Source organism: Zunongwangia sp. L-65 (assembly GCF_056859415.1).
In genome coordinates, this window is the sequence record NZ_JBSXOK010000033.1 from 1 (window position 1) to 19444 (window position 19444).

Annotated in this window: 18 protein-coding genes and 1 pseudogene; 14 read left to right on the forward strand and 5 right to left on the reverse strand. The window is 34.7% G+C overall.

Going from position 1 to position 19444, the window contains the following annotated elements:
- The first annotated feature begins 141 nt into the window (after positions 1-141).
- The 5 genes from AC13DP_RS02420 to AC13DP_RS02440 all read left to right on the forward strand — a co-directional run bounded on the left by AC13DP_RS02420 (position 142) and on the right by AC13DP_RS02440 (position 5002).
- Entirely contained in the window at positions 142-642 is a 501-nt protein-coding gene (locus AC13DP_RS02420; protein ID WP_483067257.1) for an HTTM domain-containing protein, read from the forward strand.
- A gap of 38 nt (positions 643-680) precedes the next feature.
- Positions 681-1019: a PadR family transcriptional regulator gene (locus tag AC13DP_RS02425; RefSeq protein WP_150545191.1), complete on the forward strand. Its 339-nt coding sequence runs from the start codon at positions 681-683 to the stop codon at positions 1017-1019.
- Complete coding sequence (locus tag AC13DP_RS02430; protein ID WP_347406334.1) at positions 1016-1612, forward strand: HAAS signaling domain-containing protein; 597 nt, start codon at positions 1016-1018, stop codon at positions 1610-1612. Before AC13DP_RS02425 ends, AC13DP_RS02430 begins: the two co-directional genes overlap by 4 nt.
- A 123-nt stretch (positions 1613-1735) precedes the next feature.
- Positions 1736-4267 carry a carboxypeptidase-like regulatory domain-containing protein gene (locus AC13DP_RS02435; protein WP_347406333.1) on the forward strand — a complete coding sequence of 844 codons (2532 nt, stop codon included), beginning with the start codon at positions 1736-1738 and terminating at the stop codon, positions 4265-4267.
- Positions 4268-4279: 12 nt separating this feature from the next.
- On the forward strand, positions 4280-5002 hold the full coding sequence (locus AC13DP_RS02440) for a GLPGLI family protein (RefSeq protein ID WP_347406332.1): 723 nt from the start codon (positions 4280-4282) through the stop codon (positions 5000-5002).
- A 92-nt stretch (positions 5003-5094) separates the two neighbouring features.
- Here AC13DP_RS02440 and AC13DP_RS02445 read toward each other — a convergent pair whose 3' ends face one another.
- From AC13DP_RS02445 to AC13DP_RS02460, 4 genes are all read right to left on the reverse strand, one after another.
- Positions 5095-5757: a response regulator gene (locus AC13DP_RS02445; protein ID WP_347406331.1), complete on the reverse strand. Its 663-nt coding sequence runs from the start codon at positions 5755-5757 to the stop codon at positions 5095-5097.
- A 16-nt stretch (positions 5758-5773) separates the two neighbouring features.
- A complete protein-coding gene (locus tag AC13DP_RS02450) occupies positions 5774-7702 on the reverse strand; it encodes a tetratricopeptide repeat-containing sensor histidine kinase (RefSeq protein WP_483067248.1) in 1929 nt (642 codons plus the stop codon).
- Positions 7703-7844: 142 nt separating this feature from the next.
- Positions 7845-8015, reverse strand: a complete 171-nt coding sequence (locus AC13DP_RS02455; protein ID WP_347406329.1) for a hypothetical protein — start codon at positions 8013-8015, stop codon at positions 7845-7847.
- 255 nt (positions 8016-8270) lie between these two features.
- The gene (locus tag AC13DP_RS02460; RefSeq protein WP_483067249.1) at positions 8271-9008 is read right to left on the reverse strand and encodes a LytR/AlgR family response regulator transcription factor; all 738 of its coding nucleotides are present in this window, start codon (positions 9006-9008) and stop codon (positions 8271-8273) included.
- A gap of 409 nt (positions 9009-9417) precedes the next feature.
- On the opposite strand from AC13DP_RS02460, the gene AC13DP_RS02465 reads away from it, so the two are divergent.
- From AC13DP_RS02465 to AC13DP_RS02505, 9 genes are all read left to right on the forward strand, one after another.
- Positions 9418-10254, forward strand: a complete 837-nt coding sequence (locus AC13DP_RS02465) for an RteC domain-containing protein (RefSeq protein ID WP_483067250.1) — start codon at positions 9418-9420, stop codon at positions 10252-10254.
- Positions 10255-10509: 255 nt separating this feature from the next.
- On the forward strand, positions 10510-10788 hold the full coding sequence (locus tag AC13DP_RS02470) for a helix-turn-helix domain-containing protein (RefSeq protein ID WP_483067251.1): 279 nt from the start codon (positions 10510-10512) through the stop codon (positions 10786-10788).
- Entirely contained in the window at positions 10788-11327 is a 540-nt protein-coding gene (locus tag AC13DP_RS02475) for a hypothetical protein (protein WP_483067252.1), read from the forward strand. The genes AC13DP_RS02470 and AC13DP_RS02475 overlap by 1 nt, the downstream gene beginning before the upstream one ends.
- Positions 11324-11992 carry a P-loop NTPase family protein gene (locus tag AC13DP_RS02480; RefSeq protein ID WP_483067253.1) on the forward strand — a complete coding sequence of 223 codons (669 nt, stop codon included), beginning with the start codon at positions 11324-11326 and terminating at the stop codon, positions 11990-11992. Before AC13DP_RS02475 ends, AC13DP_RS02480 begins: the two co-directional genes overlap by 4 nt.
- Positions 11993-12055: 63 nt before the next feature.
- Positions 12056-12448, forward strand: a complete 393-nt coding sequence (locus AC13DP_RS02485; protein ID WP_084842051.1) for a hypothetical protein — start codon at positions 12056-12058, stop codon at positions 12446-12448.
- A gap of 95 nt (positions 12449-12543) precedes the next feature.
- On the forward strand, positions 12544-13890 hold the full coding sequence (locus AC13DP_RS02490) for a TolC family protein (protein WP_483067254.1): 1347 nt from the start codon (positions 12544-12546) through the stop codon (positions 13888-13890).
- A 15-nt stretch (positions 13891-13905) separates the two neighbouring features.
- Positions 13906-17067: an efflux RND transporter permease subunit gene (locus AC13DP_RS02495; protein ID WP_483067255.1), complete on the forward strand. Its 3162-nt coding sequence runs from the start codon at positions 13906-13908 to the stop codon at positions 17065-17067.
- Positions 17068-17070: 3 nt separating this feature from the next.
- The gene (locus tag AC13DP_RS02500; protein ID WP_483067256.1) at positions 17071-18174 is read left to right on the forward strand and encodes an efflux RND transporter periplasmic adaptor subunit; all 1104 of its coding nucleotides are present in this window, start codon (positions 17071-17073) and stop codon (positions 18172-18174) included.
- A gap of 44 nt (positions 18175-18218) precedes the next feature.
- Positions 18219-18743: a DsrE family protein gene (locus tag AC13DP_RS02505; protein ID WP_273300956.1), complete on the forward strand. Its 525-nt coding sequence runs from the start codon at positions 18219-18221 to the stop codon at positions 18741-18743.
- A 514-nt stretch (positions 18744-19257) separates the two neighbouring features.
- On the opposite strand, the pseudogene AC13DP_RS02510 reads toward AC13DP_RS02505, so the two are convergent.
- Positions 19258-19444: pseudogene (locus AC13DP_RS02510) on the reverse strand (Crp/Fnr family transcriptional regulator); the annotation flags it as partial.

Below are 19444 nucleotides of genomic sequence, written 5' to 3' on the forward strand. Positions count from 1 at the left end.
CTGGATCGTAGAGCGCTCGCTTAAGGCTTCAAGGACTACCTTAACCTTAAATGCTGATGTGTGTTTCCTCTTGTTCATAATACAGTAAATTTAATTAAAAATCTAATTCAAATTACTGTCCGAATTTTGGGGGGAATTATAATGTTTTGTCTTATATTCCCGGTTAGTGACTATTCATTAATTGATTACTTCAAAAAGAAAATACCCAAAGTCACTACAAAAGATTCTCAATTATTAATGAGAAATATACTAAGAGTCTCTTTATGTGTAGTATACTTCTTTTCTGGTTTATCAAAGATCATCGATGGTTCTGGTTGGTGGAATGGACAAAAAATGTTAACAGCGTTACATTTTAATATAAACATTAAAACTGTTAATATAATCAATTGGTTATCAGAATATCCTATCTTATTAATTGGTGGAGGAATCTTTACTATAATTTTAGAACTACTATATCCCTTTTTAATATTTCCAAAAAAGACAAGACCTATCATACTTTACTCAACGATAACCTTGCATATTCTCATCGCTTTATTCCTTTCCTTATACACTTTTGCGTTAATTATGATTATATGGAACATTACAGCATTCTATGATTTTAACACACTAAATTCTCTAAGAAAAATAAAAAATAAATCATAAGCATTGCATTACTATGTATATTGTTATACATTAGTAAAATGAATAAAAGCTTTGTTCTTCGTTGGCAATCTCAAGTTAAGAAAGGGACGCTTACATTTATCGTTCTTAATATCCTTGATAAGAAAGGAGAGCTTTATGGATATGAATTAATAGAAAATGTAAAAGACAAAACTTCTATTATTATTGCAGAAGGGACATTATACCCACTTATGAATAGACTTAAAAAAGAAAAGCTGGTCACTTCAAAATGGGTAGAACAAGAATCAGGAATTCCTAGAAAATATTACTCACTTACAGCGACAGGACAAAATACCTTACTTGAAATGAAGGACTTTTGGAAGATGTTGGAGAAATCAATTAATACGATATCTAAATGAAAGAGATCACATTTAAAAATAAAAGTTCGACATTAATTTATCGAGATTATTTAAATCGTCTCAAGAAAAATTTAAAGCACTCTTCTGCTAAGGATCGTAAGAATATATTGATGGAGTTTAATAGTCATATTTTTGAGGGAATTCAAAGATATGAGAACATTGAAGTTAATGAGACTGAAAATTTAATGGAGGTGTTGAATAAATTGGGCGATCCCCAAGATGTTTTAAAACCAATGATCGCTGAGAAAAAATTAGAAGAGGCTACGAGGACTTTCAATCCTATTCACGTTTTTAAAGCATTGGTCTTAAATATTACTAATGGGGTTAAGTATATTTTCTTTGCGTTTCTTTATTTAGTGCTCATTGGCTTCTTATTTGTCATTGGTGCCAAAATCAGCAATCCAAAAGAGGTTGGCTTATATTTTAAAGACGGTGGATTTTATTTATTAGGAAAAATGAAGCCTCAATTAATGGAATCGATAAACGCAAAAGAAGTTCTGGGTAATTGGTTTATTCCATTTTTTCTCTTGCTAACGGTACTATTATACATTATTGTAACTTTTCTAATGCGAATTTCTGCTAGAAAAAAGTAGAACAGATAATATAGTAATAAAATGATATTTTTTATCCATATACATAGTATTACAATGTACTTTTTTATAAAATGCTTTACTCACGGTTTATTCATTTTATTGCTTATAGCTTCTACCACGATAATGGCTCAATCTAACCAGATTAATGGATTTATCACAAATGAAAACAATGAGATAATAAATGGAGCTACTATTGTCTTATATGATTTAAATAAGAATATTATTGATTATGCTATCACAGATCAAAAGGGATATTATTTAATCAGCTCCAAGATTGAAACTGGTTATTTCTTAGAAGTATCTTACTTAGGGTACGAAAAGAAAACAGTTAACCTTAGTATAAATGATACAAATAAAGATATTATCTCCCTGGATATCACGTTAACCGAAGAAACGAATCACCTGGATGAAGTTGTATTATTACTAAGAAAAGAAGAAAAAGATACTGTAAATTTTGATCTACAAAAATTAAACCTTCAGGATAATGATAAGTTGAAGGAAATATTAGAGAAACTACCAAATTTGCAGGTTGGCGAAGATGGAGTTATCATCTATAAAGGAAATAACATCAATAAAATTCTGGTCAACAAAAAAGAAACTTTTGAAAATCAAAACAGCCTGGCACTAGAAAATATTGAAAATAGACTTATTGAGGGTTTAAGTGTAATTAATAATTACCAAGATGAGTTTTCTGTTGATTTCGATTTACAAGAAGAAACCGTTTTAAATATCGAAACAAAAGAAGAATTTAAAAATGTTATTACCGGCGACCTACAAACAAAATATGGACATAAAGATAAGTATGAATTAAAGGGCTCTGGCTTTTTATTTTCTGAATCGCTTAATGCTTTTTCTACAGCAAATTTCAATAACATAGGCAAGACAGTTGTAAACTATAGAGAATTAGGAGCCGCCTTCAACGATAAGCAAAATTTTTCAATCTATTCGCAAAGATCATTGCAATCCCTCTTTTCTACTAATGAAAATCTTAGGAAAGATGAATACAATAGTATTAATCTCACTCTTAAGAAAAACTCATCTAAATTTAAATCGAGTTTGCTCCTATACTACATCTCCCCCAACAGAATAAATAGTAGCACCCAACAACTATCGTCATTAGATGGTACCCCGCTATTGCAAGGTAATAGTTCATTACAGGCAAAATCAAGCTCTTATTTAGGATATTTTAAGAGTCAATATAAAAAATCCAAGAACACGGTGTTTTCCTTAGAAGGGAATCTCAATTTGATTAATGCAGATAATAGGAATACGGAGAAAAATACACTATATAGTAATGACCAGACTATTGAAAATAATCTCTTTTCGACATACAATTCGAAAATTTTTTCCGGATTCGCTCAACTGGGAGTAACCAGTAAATTATCAGACAAACTATTATGGAATGCAGAAGGAAGTTTTTTTATGGAAAGAAACAAACTAGATGACGATATCTTTCTCAATGAGGATTTATATCAAACACAATACTTTGACTTTTCAAAATATAACTATGACATCCAATCTACCCTGTCATATAATTATAATGATCAATTTACCCCATCCATAAGAATTGCATATAACGGTGAAAAAAGTCAGCTCGACAATGATGATTTACAATCAATATCTCGAACTATAAATACTACAGATATTATCACAAAAATAACAGGAAAAAATTTATTAGGTAAAATAAACTACTTTCTATCAGGCGGAGTCAGGCTAAATCAGTTTGAATTAGACAACTCAAAATCAATTGAGGAATTTTTAATACCATTAAATATTTTTTCGGAGTATGAAAGGGATGTATGGAGAATAGCTGCAAGTGTAAAAAGAAGTTTTGAATTCAACGATTTATATTATGGCCTCACTACGATTCAACCGTTCAACCGCCTCGTTCAAGGAAATTCAGGATTACTGGAGAACCTACAGACCAAAAATAATTATCAGATAGGTTATTACTACAACAACATTTTTGATGCGGAATCATATTCAATTTCAACAAGTTATAGTGATACAAAAAATCCTATTGAACTTCAATTTATTAGCCAAGATAACGGTGTTTCAACTCTAAAGGCTTATAAAACCGATTACACCAGGAAATTTAATATTAACGGTAAATATGCTAAAACCTTATTCCCAATTGATTTTCCTCTAAATACTAGCATTGGTTTAAGTTATCTAAAACAAACATTTCCAGCCATAATAGCAGATGGACAAGAAGTACTAAGTAAACAAAACGCTATTTCTCCAAAATTTGAAATTGAAAGCTTAATTGATTTTATCTTGAATGTACGTCTTTCATCAAACCTAAAATATTCTGATAATGTATTAGGCAATAATAATTACCATTCTAGATATACCAGATCCATTGCCTCCCTACTCCTAAAAAATGACCATTGGGATGGAAAACTTAGTTTTATTTACGACGATAATTTGGTAAATGATCAAAAATTTCAAAGAAAGAATATCAATCTTGATCTTTCCTATTCTTGGAAGAAATTCACATTTAGCCTAGAATCTAGACATCTATTTGAACTACTTGATATATTCCAAAATGAAGCTTACAATTTTGAAATTTATTCCAACGAAGGTGTTGTTAGCACCATAATTAACGATGCCTCTCTTAACTATTTAATATTAGGACTTAAGTATAACTTTTAAAAACTGAATAAAATGAAAAAAACAAAAATCTATCTATTTTTATTGACATTCACTATCGGTTTAGTGATGAAAGCTCAAGAGAACAATGATATTCTAGAGGTGAAATATACGACCAATAGTGTATCCGAATTTTTAGTGAATATGCTTAAACAGCAAATTCAAGATCCAGACGAATACAATAAGGTAATGCGACTAATGTCAGATTATAAAAACTATAATACTCTATATTATGATAAAACGACTAAGAAATCCATCTATATTTTAGATTCTATCCATAAAATCCCAGGGGTTAGTGTTTCTGGATATACTGAGTTTGTAAAAAAGGACGAGGATGGAACTTTAACAGGTAAAGAGGTTTTTATGGAATCTGAATTTTCATTTGAAGGAAATAGAAAAGAACTTAACTGGACGATAACATCTGAAAAGAAGGATATTGAAGGGTATAGCTGCACTAAAGCTATTTTAGAAAATATGCCAGGTTTATACGTTTGGTTCACCACAGAAATTGCCATAGATGCCGGCCCTTATATTTTCTATGGTTTGCCGGGTTTAGTACTGGAAGCCAATAGTTTTTTCCAAAATGTTTCAGTCTCCTCGGTCGCTTATACCCAAAAATCGAAGTTTGATTCAATATTTAAGGAGGATAAGTATAAATTGAATGAAAAAGCTTATTCACTGGAAGACATATTTGTTAGAAAGAAAAATTTTAAAAATAAAGTAGAAAAAGGAAAATAAACAATTCGTCAAAAGGTATATGATTAAAATAAATTCCTTGGAAGAATAATTCTCCAGGGAATTTATTTTTTTATAACTCCTCATTAAATTACTTATATATACCCACTTTCTCTTGCTTTCTCCAATAAAGCTTTATTCCCTTCTCCACTTACCCCAAAAATTTCTTTTAGTTTTCGTTTTCTATCCTCAACTGCCCTTAAGGAAAGATGCACGTATTTAGTAAGATCCTTTGTCTTGGTCCCCAAAGAAAGCTGATAGAGCATTATTCTATCGACTTCATCTATTAGAGCGGTATGCTGATTGATTTCAGAATGGATTAATTTTGAAATTTTTGATCCATAATAAGGTGGGTCAAGAATAACTTTTGACAAACACCTTTTAAGTTCTTCAGAGGTGGTTTCCCCTTTCATAAGAAAGCCGGCCGGATTAATGTTCAACAATAAATTATGAAGGCGAAACGGCTCTGCCAAAACGGTGAGGATTATTATTTTAACCTCTGGAAGTTCTTTTCTTATTTTAATCCCCAAATCTTCGCCCGAAAGTATTTTACTATCTTCCTGAACGGGAAAATTAATATCTAAAAAAACAATGTCAAATTCCTTTTCATTTAGCATTTCCCAGGCGGTGTCACAAGTGTTGGCCGTTTCCACAATAATATCGTAATCTTCGCACTTTGCCTTCGAAATTACGTTTTTGTATCCTTCTAAGATCATATGATGATCATCCACAAGCAAAATATTTATAACCTCCTTCATAATGACTCTGTTTTTCTTATAATTTCACTACAAGCTTTATCAAAGTACCCTCTTTATCGGATTTGATGGATAACTTACCCTTCATCGTACGACTTCGGTTTTTCATATTTTTTAGTCCAATCCCAACCGAAGAATGTTCAGGATCAAAGCCTTTTCCATTATCTCTTATTTCAATAATCAGTCTGTTTTTTAATTTATTGATAAATACTTCTACCATTGTTGCCTGCGAATGCCTAATCGTATTGGCAATGGCTTCCTGTATGATTCGGTAGCTATTTATTTTTATATTATCCTCAATAGATTCCCAATTAATTGGATGGGGAATTTTTAACTGGATATTGATTCCCTCTGGTTGCTTACTTAAAAATTGTTCCAACAATAATGTAAAGTCCACATCAATTTGCGAATCTTTATTAAGTTGATGGGCAATCAACCTTATTTCTTCAGCAATTTTTTGAATTTCACGAATATAATCCGCTCTTTTTTGCTTGCTTTCCTTATCATCATCATCGTTTAAAGAATCAAGACTTATCCTCAATCCAAACAAACTTCCCAGAATTCCATCGTGTAATTCCCTTGATATACGCTGCTTTTCTCTTTCGCGTTCTTCTTCAATTATTTTTTGCTGCGATAATACCAAATTATATATCTCCTGACCCGCTTTTTGTTTTTGCGAAATCAGCTTATTTTTTGATCGCTGATCTTTAATGATATATAACAATACAAAAATAAGAAAAACCGTTAAAGATATAATTGATATTCTGATCATTTGCTTATTCAGTCTTTCCGTTTCCGAAATATATTCATTGGTCTCGAAACGTATTCTCGCAAATTTATTCCTTACGGCCCTTTCCCTTTTTTGTAAACTATCATTAATTGTTACATACCGTCTTGTATACGCTAATGCACTATCCTTTACGACCAAAGAGAGAAAATCTAATGAGGCCAACAGGTCTCTGGTATTTTGACTATTTGCTGCTACTTTCTTTGCTGCTATTGCATAATGGATAGCATTGACAGTATCTTCTCTTTGTAAAAAATAATCAGCTAAATGTAACTGATTAATACTAATTCCGGCTTTTACATCTATATCTTCCCTTAATTTTAGTGCTTTTATAAATTGATTATAAACACCTACCGTATCCCCTAGATGCAGTTTTGCATTGGCTTCGTTATCAATGAGCATTGCATATAATTTAGGGTCTGATTCTTCAATATCCTCATTAAAGCTCAACGCTTTTCGGAAATATTCAATAGCTTTTTTGTAATTCCCCTGGTTATGATAAACAAGACCTAAATTATTCCAAATCGAAGGTAGGTAACGGTTAGCTCTAGATTTTTGAATATATATTATCCCTTTCTCATAATAGAAAATAGCCTTATCGTACTCTTCCAATTCATTAGAGACAATCCCCAGATTATTATAGGCTTGGTATAATAATTTAAATTTATCTATAGGCTTTAAAAGCCTAATCGCATTTGTAGTAGTTACTTCACTACCTGTATAGTCCCTAATGTTTTTCTGTATAATAGCCATATTTAATAATAGGCTTCCTGAATTAGGGTCATCTTCTAAATCCCGATATATTTTCTGGGCTTTATCGTAATAGAAATAAGCACTATCTTCTCTATTATAAGTATGATAAAATTGCGCCAAATCCCAATATGTTTCCGCAGTACCCACGGAATCTTTTAGAGATATGGCCAAATACCGAGCCTGTTTGTTGACCCTTAGGAACATTATTGAATCTTTTAATTTTAAGTAGCGAAAAGATAAATCAAGAAGTATTTTTTTCTTTAGGCTATCATTATCCTCACTAATAGCTTTCTGATAAGCTTTATCTATTTCCGTTTCTTGAACAGTTTCAGATTTTTTATTTTTTGATAAGGCTCTTTGTTCTACCCCACTAAGTTCATTTTTAGAATTCTCTTTGACACACGACAAAAAGGAACCTATGAGAACAACCAGTAATATAAAAGGATATGGTTTCAAAAGCAAACCTTTGAAGATGAATAATATGTAAATTTATAAAAATAATAAAAGACCTTGGGATCCCAAGGTCTTTAAAAATATCTGATCTAGAATATTAGTCCGAATCGCTCTCTTTTCTTTCTACCACTTCATCATCTTGATCTCCCGTACCAGCTGTAATTTTTTGGTTTTCGATGACCGAAGTATCTGGTAATTCTTCAGGTTCACAGGAATAAGCAATAAGAATCAAAAAAGCTACACTCATTAGGTTTTTTAAGGTTTTCATAGTTTGATGGTTTATGATTAAACAATAGGATTGCGACCCTAAAGACCGCGAAATGGCTTAGTGTTTAATCACGCGTGATCGAAATCGGATAGATTGACCGATTTCTTAAGAAGCTTCTTTATTAAACCAATAGAAAATTAAAACAAATAGATAAGTAAAAATATTTTAGACCTTACCGTTTAGTAGTATAAGCGTTTCTATGAGGGGTTGGCAGGTATGTTTGAGCAAATGAAGATTTATACAACAAAAATGATTTTATTGAGAAGAAATAGCCCTTTGTTCTAATAGTTCTTCGATAGATTGAAGGTTATGCCTATAAGATCTTGAAAATGGCAAACTTATTCTATTATGATCTAAAAAACATTTCAGTTTCCCGAAATTGATCCTGGACATATGTTTTTTGTTGATGATATAACTATGATGAATTCTAATAAAGCTATTGGGCAATATTCTTTCGAAAGCTTTTAAAGTTTTAAAAGCACTGATCGTTTTACCATCTATCATCACGAAATCGGTAGTATTATTATCGGCTTTTAAGAAAAGTATTTCCTCTACTTTTAAAAGCGTGTAATCTTTATAGGATTTTAGGCATAAGGTATCGTTTAAACAATATTGCTCGCTCTTTAGAAGCTGAAGGATAACTTTACGAACTTCCAGCTCATTACCTGGTTTAAGTATGTAATCATAAAATTTACTCTTTAAGGCCAGATATCCCTTTGATATATCTGTGGATAACGCAATATATTTAGGTCTACTAAAAACATATTCATTAATTTCCTTACAATAGGAAAAAATATCGCCAATGTTATCTTTAGGGTAAGAATCCACGTCAATGAATACAACTTTAGGGGAATACTTCAATATAAAATTCATCCCATTCTCATAGTCATCGGTGATGCCTAAACATATAAACTCGGGAAATTCTTTAAACCTTTCACAAAGATTTTTTGAAGTTGCATCATCACTATTTATTATGTAATAAGAACCTCCCAATGTTTTAGTTCAAAATTAAAAAGCCTTTCAAAAGAATGTATTGGATTTACCACGTATTCAACGTGGCATTCCCACGTAATTAAAAAACAAAAACGTGCGAAACCCACGATAAGCCTGTGGCTTCTAAATTTTAAATGTATAGGTGATGTAGTAAATTGCTTACAAATACAAAGCTTCCCTTGTAGTTCCAAATAGATAGTTATAAAAAAATGAATAACAAATTACAACCAGTTCTCTTATGCCTTTTACTAATAAGCATTTCGCGTACTAAGAAAACAATTAAAGACATCCATTCGACAGAAAAAATGTCTAATCAACTTAATACTATATAGAGAGTCTGATAATTATTTTTTAAGGGTAGAGCTTGTGCTCTACCCTTTTTAATGTAGCCATATTTAATCCGAAGTAAATGAACAATTTTTGCGAAAAGAAGCTCAATAATCTCGAAGAGCATCTTCACTTTTTGGAAATCGAAAACAATAACTGGCTGAATATTTCACAAGAAGCATTAGAAGTGATCCTGGCGGTTTTAGAAAAAATTAAAAAGAAAGCCATTCATCATCAATTTAGAAGTCAAAATGAGGAAATAGATTTCTTTAAGAAAACCAAACCCAAATTTGTTTCCAAACTCATTTACTATAATGAGATTTACAAAATTGAAACGCGTAAACCTTACGGAGGCGAGCGTGTTATCAAAAAATATTTACAAAAGCAATTAAATAAATTAAAGCGCTTTTTCGACGATCAACTGGAATTTTACAAATATTATCGTACCGGAAGTACTTATTTAGACCATAAACTATTTTTAAGGGAAAAACACGATATTAAACTAAATCTGAGTACCCGGTATTTTGAGACTGATCATCGTTTTTCTACCTCGCACGATTATATCGTGGCAAAAATTCTGGCCAACGATTTAATCGAAGTATTTCTAGAAGATCAACTAAACGCTATTGACCGTGATGAAATAAAAACAGTAAAAATCCCTAAATCTAAATTAAACTGGACCGGAAGTAAAACTTCATTAATTGAGCTTATTTACGCATTGTATGCCTCTGGACATATCAATAATCATAATGCAGATATTAAACTAATCGCGGCCACCTTTGAAAAAATGTTCAATATAGAACTGGGTGATTACTATCGTAATTTCTTAGCGATCAGGATCCGTAAAAAGGGAAGAACTCAGTTTCTAGAAGAGCTTCAGGGGGAGCTTATCAGATATATGGATGCTCAGGATGAGTAGATAAAAATTACCAACTTGGTGATTTTGAATTCTTATAATTTATACCAATAAAACAGTCTAAATTTGAGCTTGCTTCTAGTATATTCCATCATTTCCCAATAATTATTATGCGATAAAAAAATTGACCAACTTGGTATGGTCTTGTAAAATAATTCTCTTCGCCAACTCCAACTTTGCATAACGAAAGTCAAATCAATGAGGAATCACCAAATTAGGTAGAAATAAGGCGGTGGTTCCTTTTTAAAACATTTTGTTATGCCAACATCTATTATTACCACCGACGATCTTCGGGAATTTAAAATGGAATTACTGGAAGACATTAAAGAATTATTACAAAGCCAAAATGGACAGCCAACCAAGAAATGGCTGAAATCCACCGATGTTCTCGAACTGCTTAAGATCTCCCCGGGAACACTACAGAACCTTCGCATTAACGGCACCATTCCGTATACTAAAATGGGAGGTGTACTTTATTATGACTACGCCGAAATAATGGAAGTACTGGAAAATAACCGGGTACATCATAAATTCTGATGGCGGAAGAAATTAATTACATCAAACATCTAAACGGAGTGTTTGAACATTTTTCTAAAGACAACCGATTGAACCCTACCCATATCAGCCTTTACATTGCTTTATTTCAATTATGGAACGGTAATTTTTTTCGGCAGGAATTCTATATCAATCGGGAAGAAGTGATGGAGTATGCAAAGATTGGTTCTAAATCTACCTACCATCGGTGCATCAAAGAATTGAGCCATTGGAACTATATTGTGTACAACCCCTCACATAACCCTTTTAAAGGGAGTAGAATCAAGATGTTCGATTTTGGGACAAGTACCGGACAAGTAGTGAACCAAAGCTGTACCAATATCGAGACAAGTAATGGACAAGCAGTGGTATCTATAAATAAACATATACAAACTATACAAAACGCTAAAAACAAGAATAAACAGCAGGATTTTAAAAATTTAAATTTTCAAGATTCAAATGGGAACAAACAAATCGCAAGTGTCCCATATCAGGACAACCTCAAGACCAGTACCGATAAAAATTATGATGATCCGCTATGAATTATAAAGCTCCGCATATCATTACCGAAGGTGGCGTCGCCTACCAACTTGGGAAACTCCATAACCAGGAGATTCAGTATGATTTTAAAAAGATGCTGATCTATTTGGATGCTAAAGGGAAATTACTGTTCGGGAAGAAATTTAAAATTCATCCAGAAGATCGAAGCATTTTATATAAGCTTTGCTCCTATTTTATCAAAGACCGTGATAGTTGTGAGAAATTTGGTTTAGATATCGAGAAAGGCCTCCTGATTTCTGGTCCGGTAGGATGTGGAAAAACAAGCCTAATGAAATTGCTTAAATATATGGTGCCGCATCAACGCCCTTATGAAATGATCCCTTGTCGAAATGTGGTGTTCGGTTTTAATCATTTAGGATATAAAACTATTGAGGATTATGGAAATTCCAGTTTTTTCTGTTTTGATGATTTGGGCGTGGAACCGCCCGGCCGCTTTTATGGAAAAGATTGCAATGTAATGGGTGAAGTTCTGTTATCACGCTACGAGCTATTTTCAGATACCCAACGCAAAATAAAAACCCACGCCACCACCAATCTTAATGCACAGGAACTGGAAGAACGTTATGGTAATCGCGTTCGTAGCCGTATGCGGGAGCTATTTAATTTGGTGGCTTTTGATAAGGAAAGTAGGGATAAGAGGAGATAGCAAAACAAGACTAATTCACTTTTTTAATTGATTTTTTCGCTTAAATTTGTGTTACGATTTATTATGAATAAATATATTCTCATATTATTTTCCTTCTGGATGATCCTCACCAATTCGTGTGTCCTAAAAAAGGGTGCACTCAATTTGGTAACCAACGGTCACGTAGAAAATTTTTACCAGCATTCAGAAAAATCACTTCCCAAGCTTTCATTTAATACTTTATCGTCCTGCAAAATTGGTTTTAAAAATGCTATTGAAACCCTTTCGGATAACTTTTCCTATTTACTGAAAGTTCTAAAAGATGCTCCAATTTTATTATTTTCACTTTATGGAGCTTTTTTAATTGGATTAATCCATATTTCATTTCGTTTTAAACGAAATTTCACATTAGCTATACGTTCCTGTTTTAAGGAACCTCTATACATCCAACTCCAGCGTTTACAGTACTACGCTTAAGCATTCCATTCTTTTCTTTTTTATTTCGTTGATACCGGATTTTTCGGTATGAACTCCCTTTGATTTTTATTTATCATTTTAAAAAATATAGCATTATGAAATATGGAATGCTGATAATGGGATGTTTCCTGCTCTCGTATTCACTTACTTGTGCACAAACTTCAGAAAATATTCCGTTATCAAAACTTTATCAGGAGGCTGCGACCTATCCAGGTATTAAGGCAGAAACCTCAATTATTAGAACTGCAGATTATGATTATAGACTTGCCAAACAAGAAATCTTACCAGAGCTCAATCTTCAGGCACAACATACATTTGGAACTTTTGAAGGCGCCGCCGGAGCTTTTGTCCCATTACCTGGCTTTTTTAATGTAAGTGGCGAAGGTATTAATGGAAATACCGCGATAAACACTATGGCCTCGGCTACTTTAAAATGGGACTTTCTCCGCTTTGGTAAATACAGAGACCAGATTGATCTAGCCCAGGTAAACCAGAAACAGGCACAAACAGGATTTGATATTAAAGTTCTCGAACTAAGACATCAGATTACTAAAGCGTATTTTGGTTGGATTCATGGTAAAGCTATGCAAGACTGGGCAAAACGGGAAGCCGAACGCAATAAAAGCTTAGTTAAATTATCTTCCAGCCTGGTGCAATCTGGACTGGCCGCTGCTGCCGATTCCTTAATTGCATCAACAAGACTTAAGCAGGCCATAGCGCAACAGAAAAAATGGGAAGGACAAACTAACCGTTTTAAAAATCAGCTATTGGAATATACTGGAAAAGCAGTAAATATTGAAAATATACCAAAATCTTTCTTTTCAATCAGGGAAGTTGAAATAAACGATTCAGCCCGTAATCATCCCTTACTGACAGAAAAAAAATATCAAGATGAAGCACTCAAAGTGCGTGAAAAGATAGTGGACCATCAGGTGTTACCCGATATTTCTCTGCTTGCGGGTGGACTTTTAAGAAGAATAGGTTATGATGACAATAGCCGGGCATTTCAGGACAGTTACGAATTACCCATCAGTAATTACCTGGTGGGTGTAGGACTAACATGGAATTTAAGCCAATGGTATTCCAAAGGATTAAAAACACGAAAAGTACAACAGGAACAAAAACGAGTTTCTCTGGAAAAGGAAGCTGTAAAACGCTCCATAACTGAACAGCAAAATTCACTACAGTTTCATATTGAAAAATCAAAAGAAGAAATTCAGGAAGCAGAAGATGCCTATCGTTCAGCTTCAGAATCGTACCGATTGTTTAAGGTGCGTTATGAAAGCGGACTGATAAACCTTACCACCTTATTGCAAATCCAGCAAAGTCTTCAGTTTACCGAAAAAGCACGAATTCAGGCTTACTACGATTACTGGCAATATTGGAACAATTATGCCTATACACAAGCCGATTTTTCAATGCTTACCACAATATTCAATTAAAAAATAGAAAAACGAATGAATATAATCAGATTCGCTTTACGAAAACCGATAGCCATCATCGTGACAGTTCTTGCGCTGCTCTATTTTTCGGTAATGGCCATTCAAAAAATTAAAGTAGATATTTTTCCGGAAGTAGAAGCACCGGCAATTTATATCGCGATGCCTTACGGAGGGCTTTCCCCTGCCTACATGGATGGATTTATGTCCAATGAGTTTCAAAAGGTACTCGTGTTTGTAGGTGGTGTTAAAAATATGGAATTTAAAAGTGTACAAGGATTAACCTTGATGAAGTTAAGTTTTTATCCCGGTACCGATATGGCACAGGCACAGGCCGAGGTGGCCACCCAGGTATCCCGCGCCATGGCTTTTTTACCTCCTGGAGCCGTACCTCCTCAAGTAGTGCGTTTTGATGCCGGTGCACAACCGGTTGGCCAAATAGTTTTTGAGAGTGACCAGCGGTCTACCGGAGAGCTGCAAAACCTGGCAATTACCCGTATTCGACCTTCTTTTGTAAATATTCCGGGAATTAGCGCACCGGCACCATTTGGCGGAAACGTTCGAACGATGGTAATTAATGTAAAACCTGAGGAAATGCAGGCATATGGGCTTACCGCTGATAACATATTAGAGGCGGTAGCTAAAAATAATTTCCCCTCCCCTGCCGGGAATGTGCAGATAGGGAATACTAATTATATGGCCCCGGTCAATACTTTGGAACTTAGTAGGGAAGACTTTATGAATACACCCGTCAAAACCGGTTCGGGACCTACGGTATTTGTTCGGGATGTAGCCACTGTTATTGATGGAGCCGATAAAACCACCGCGTATGCACTGGCTAACGGGAAGCGCACTGTTTATCTCCCCATCATTAAGAAAGCAGATGCCTCAACCTTGGCGGCAATAAATAACTTAAAAGAAGCTATGCCGATGCTATCGGATGCCTTGCCGGAAGATGTATCAATTAAGTTCGTGTTCGACCAGTCTACCTACATTGAAAATGCGCTTTCGAATCTATTACACGAAGGTATTTTAGGGGCAGTCCTTACCGGCCTAATGGTACTTTTGTTTCTGGGGGATAAATGGGGAGCTTTAATTGTAGTGCTTACCATCCCTATTGCGGTACTCACCGCTATAATTATATTGTACTTACTGGGACAGACCATCAATATTATGACCCTAAGTGGCCTGGCACTAGCCATAGGTATTTTGGTAGACGAGGCCACGGTCACTATTGAGAACATCCATCAACATTTTGAAACTGAAAAGACTAAACAGCGGGCGATTTTGGACGCCTTATTGGAAATTTCAATACCAAAATTACTGATTTTGCTGTGTATTCTTGCGGTATTAATTCCGTCATTTATGATGGTTGGAATTCCCCGGGATATGTTTATGCCTTTATCTATTGCGGTAGGCTCGGCAATGATTGCTTCTTTTTTGGCTTCGCAAACATTTATTCCTGTGGTGGCCAACTGGATAATGAAAAAGCATCCTCAAAAACATTCTGCTACAAAGAAATCCGGGTTTGACAGGTTTAAAGAGCGATACCTGAAATTTATTCTTCACAATGAACGCCTTAAAACACCTATTTTCTTTGGGTATTTACTTGTTGTAATCACTTTATCAGGAATTTTGTTCGTTTTCATTGGAACTGATATCCTGCCGCCGAGCGGTTCTAAAGATTTACAATTGCGGATTAAGGCTCCGATAGGGTCTGCTTTAGATCAAACGGAAGAGTATGTGCTGGCTGTAGAAAACCACATTCGAAAACAAATTACACCTGAAGACCTGGAAGTTACTTCAGGATTTGTAGGAATGCATTCTCCAAACACGCCAATTAACCCGATCTTTTTATTTACAAGTGGGTCTCAGGAGGCGATTTTACAGTTCTCGTTAGCGGAATCTTTTGAAGGGTCCGTAGATGAGCTCAAAGACAATTTGCGTAGCAGTCTTAAAAATAAGTTTCCTGAACTTGAATTCACCTTCGAACCGATGGAGCTGGTAGAAAAAATTATGGGACAAGGCTACAACACTCCTATTGCCATTGAAGTCCTGGGAAGAAACCTGGATCAGGTTACTTTATATGCCCGTAAAATCACAGATGCTCTAAAAGATGAGGATTACCTTACCGATGTATATTTAAATGAACCCATTGACTACCCCAGTATTTCAATTAATGTAGATCGTGAACGTGTGGCGCAACTTGGATTGACCATGCGCGAGGTGAGTACAGCCCTTACCACGGCGACTTCTTCTTCCCGGTTTGTGAACAAAAATGTATGGGTAGATCCAAAATCCGGACTGGTTTTTCAGGTTCAGGTACAATTACCTGAAAACCAGTTGAACTCATTAAACCAACTTAAAAACCTTCCTCTTAAACCAGGGGCTGCAACTCCTATTGTGGATGACGTTGCGGATTTGAGTTTGGCAACTGAACCGGGACAGGTAAACCGAAAAGGGCCTAACCGCTTTGTAACGGTAACCGCCAACACCAATCACTCTGATTTAGGAAGTGCTTCCAAAAAAGTACGCAAAGTCCTTGACGAACTGGACGCCCCGCCAAGAGGCTATAGTGCACGGATGGCCGGAGAGGTAAATGTGCTTAGCCAGACTTTATCAGGTTTACAATCCGGATTGCTGGTCGCTATTGTGGTAATTTTCTTGATGCTGACAGCCTACTACCAATCTTTTAAGACCTCATTGGTAATTTTGGGGATTATACCTGCTGTGGTGGCAGGAAGCCTTTTAAGTTTATCACTATTGGGGAGTACGCTTAACCTGCAATCATATATGGGTATGATTATGGCCGTTGGAGTGTCGGTATCCAATGCAGTACTTATTATAAATCAGGCAGAATTCTTTAGAAAAGAGAAACTGGAAAATGCGGCTGAATCTTCCAGGCTGGCAGTAGCTTCCCGTTTTCGCCCCATTTTGATGACAGCCCTGGCGATGATCGCCGGGATGATACCAATGGCATTGGGACTGGGTGATGGCGGATCTCAGGTGGCCCCTTTGGGACAGGCGGTAATTGGCGGTTTGGTATTTTCAACCTTTAGCTCTTTACTGGTTTTACCATTTATGTATAGTATTGCTTATGCCAATACCCAGCCTAAAAAAGTTTCGTTAGATCCAGACGACCTGCACAGTAAATACTATCAAAAAAACTTAAAATCATAACAAATGAAATTATATATAAAATCCATTTCTTTTTCCTTATTTGCCCTACTTTTAATGGCGTGCGGTAATGCTGAAAACAATGTAAAAAAGGAAGCAAAGTCTTCAACACCCAACTATCAGGTTACCAGCGTAAAAAGTGATACGTTGGAATATGAAATTACCCTTCCCGGTGAACTAAAACCTTATGAAGAGGTAACTTTATTTGCCAAAGTTGAAGGTTTTGTAGAAAAGTTAAATGTAGACCGGGGCGATGTGGTAAAAAAAGGAGAACATCTATTGAGTATTGAAGCTCCGGAAATTCAACAGCAGTTATTGGCCGCACGTGCAAAACAGGGAGAAATAGCTGAAAAACTAAGTTTTAGTGCTCAAAACTACCAACGCATGCACAAAGCCTCTAAAGTTGAAGGTGCAATTTCATCTTTAGAACTTGAACAGACCAAAACCCGCTTTATGGGGGACAGTGCCGCTTTAAGCGCCGTAAAAGCTGAAGTTGCGGCCGCCGGACAATTGGCAGAATATCGTAATATAAAATCTCCATTTGACGGAGTGATCACTAGCCGAATGGTTTCTCCCGGTGCCCTGGTAGGAAGTGGAAAGGAACCACTTTTAAAATTGGCTCGAGAAGATAAACTGCGTCTGCTAGTGGCTATCCCTTCCAAACACGCAAATGCACTTTCTTCAAATAGTAAAGCTAGTTTTACCCTGAATTCCGCTCCGGGAAAAAAATTTGATGTACACTTTTCGCGTAGTAGTAAAGTACTTGATCCCAAGTTACGCTCGATGATGGTTGAATTTGATTTTGATAATTCATCGGATGTTTTAAGTGCAGGTGCTTATGCAGAAGTAACATTAAAATTAAAGCGGAACGAGCCTACCCTCAGAGTTCCTGCAAGTAGTATTATTACCACTACAACAAGGACGTTGATCGCAAAAGTGGAATCTGGAGAAATTCAATTGGTTCCCATAACTACTGGAATTACCCAAGGAAAAATGATAGAAATATTCGGAAATGTTGATAGCAGGGACCAGGTTATTTTAAAAGGAAATTCTACCCTTAAAAACGGAATGTCCATAAACGCTATAACAGAACAAAATCAATTAAATTAGAAAAGTAATATTTTATAAAATAATCATATTTAAAAATCGATAGTATGAAACATATTTTTTGGGGTATCGCACTCCTTTTAACACAAACAATTACAGCACAAAAATGGAGTACTCCCAGAATCGAAAGCTATGGAAAAATACATTTTGATAAAAATTTAAGTTTCCAGCCCGATATAAATAAGACGTATAAATTAGTTTTTAATATAGACAATGATGCTGAAAAGGAAGGAGTAAATATGAGACTATGGAAAATTGCCCGGGAACTTAATCTATTGAAAGCCGCAGGGGTTCCCGATCAGAACATAGAAATAGCGGCCGTGGTTCACGGAAAAGCCATTGCCATAAGTTTGACGGATAAAGCCTACAAAAAACGTTATCATAAGAAAAACCCTAATACAGATTTGGTAAAAGCACTTAATAACGCTGGGGTAAAATTATACCTCTGCGAACAAACTTTGGCAGGAATGAACTTTGAAGAAAGTGAATTAAATCCATCTTGGGAAGTAACCTTATCGGCACTCCTAACGCTACCAATTTTAGAAAGTGAGGGTTATTTTATGGTGCCTTAATTCATTTAGAGGTCAGTAAATATACTTATTAAGAATTTGAAGGAATATACATTTTATGGAACTGATATCTATGCAAATTAAAACAGTCCAACTCTTCAAATTATTAATAGAAACTAATTCATGCATTATTTTCTTCCGAATTATTATTTACTGACCTTTAACTCTTTAGTATTAACCAATCAGATTAGAATTATATAAATTGTCCTGAGATTTCTTCAAATCTCTAATATGGGCTATCAAAAAATAGTTAGATCAAATAGAATAATCTTATTAAAAAGATAAGAGTATTTAGTTTCCTACGCTATTGTGATATGTGATATAATTGATTCATTTTACCTGAATAAAACCACAAATCTGACGTTTTCAGGTACTCTTTCCATTTCCTCTTTTGATGGATTTTCAAACCAAATAGGGAAACTTTATAGGTAAATATTAGTCATAAATAAGCAGTAGATGATTGATCAAGCTTGTTCTAACTATGCAAAGACAAATTATATTTAATAAGTGGATAATATCAAATATTTCTTCTTATTCGGCTCAGGGATGACGGAGTAATTCCTAAATAGGAAGATAACATATGTAATGGGACTCGATTAGCTAAGCCGGGATAATGGTTAAGAAAAAGTAAATATCTGTCCTTTGCTTCCAGGTTCATCATAATGTTAGCAGTCTTGAGTTTACTTTCAGTCACAAATGCATAA